This is a genomic window from Streptomyces beihaiensis, assembly GCF_026274175.1.
In the GTDB taxonomy this organism is placed as follows: Bacteria; Actinomycetota; Actinomycetes; order Streptomycetales; family Streptomycetaceae; genus Streptomyces; species Streptomyces beihaiensis.
Genome location: NZ_JAPHNL010000203.1, coordinates 1 through 1,214 on the forward strand (window position 1 = coordinate 1; position 1,214 = coordinate 1,214).

A 1,214-nucleotide genomic window follows, 5' to 3' on the forward strand; every position below is an offset into this window, starting at 1 on the left:
GCCGTGCCGCCGCAGTCGCCCATCCGGCGCTCGGCCGCCGGGCAGTTCGCCGATGCGGACGGCGCGGCGGCCGTCGGGAGGTCGGAGGCGGACTCGGTGGGTGCGGCCGGGGCGGACGAGCTGCCCGTGGACGGGTCGTCCTGGGTGTACTCGGGCACCGAGCCACGCGTCGGCGTCGGCTCGAAACGGGTCCAGCCCACCCCCTCGAAGTACAGCTCCGGCCAGGCGTGCGCGTCGCGCAGACCCACCGACATGGCGCCGTCGGCCGTCGGCGAACCCGGTGTGAAGCCGACCGCGACGCGGGCCGGGATGCCCAGTGTCCTGGCCATGGCCGCCATCGAGAAGGCGAAATGGACGCAGAAGCCCTCCTTCTGCTTCAGGAACCGGGCTATGGCGTCGACACCGCTGCCCGCCTTGACCTGGGTGTTGTAGGTGAAGCCGCCGCTCACCGCGAAGTAGTCCTGCAGCTTCACCGCGCGCTCGTAGTCGTTGACCGCGCCGGCCGTGACCTTCCGGGCGGTGCTCGCCACCACGGCCGGCAGCGAGCCGGGGACCTTCGTGAAGTCGCGCACGATGTCGGCGGGGGGCGGCGGGGCGTCGGCCAGCTGCTCGGGCGTCGGCCGTACCTGCAGGCTCTTGACCGTGTACGTCTGGCCGCGGGTGGTCTGGCCGTGGTCGCCCACCAGCGTGCGGCCGATGTGCTCGAACCGCCAGTGTCCGCCGATCGCCACTCGCGTCGCCGGATACGGCATCGGCAGCCAGTCCTGCGCATACCAGTCGGCCGCCGAGATGCGCGTCGTCACCTCGGTCCTGCGCACGTCCGCGGCCAGGCCGCGCGGGGCGGGCAGCCGGGAGGGCACATCGGTGATGCTGCGCACCGACGGGCGCCAGGTCGTGCCGTCGAACTCGTCGAGCGACACGATCCGCAGATACATGCCCGACGTGTCCGGAGCGTTCGTCCGGTAGGTGAGGACCTCGCGGTCCTCCGGCTGGTTCAGGCTGTTCTGCAGCGAGACCAGCGGGTTGACCGCGGAGATCGTGCCGCCGCCCCCGGTGCCGCTGCCGACGCCGGTGCCCGACGGGCCCAGGATGCCGCCGTCGAGGCTGGGCAGCACCAGCGGCACCACCAGCGCGATACCGAGCGCCAGGGCACCGATCCGGCGGCCCGTGCGCACCGGCGCGAGCGCGCCGTCCCCGCCGTCGAGCCCCACCGC

1 protein-coding gene is annotated in these 1,214 nt (G+C 73.6%); it reads right to left on the reverse strand.

Annotated features, from left to right (window positions below):
* Nucleotides 1-1,214: transglutaminase family protein (locus tag OFY01_RS17150; protein WP_266600838.1), on the reverse strand; the 1,214-nt coding region annotated here is incomplete at both ends.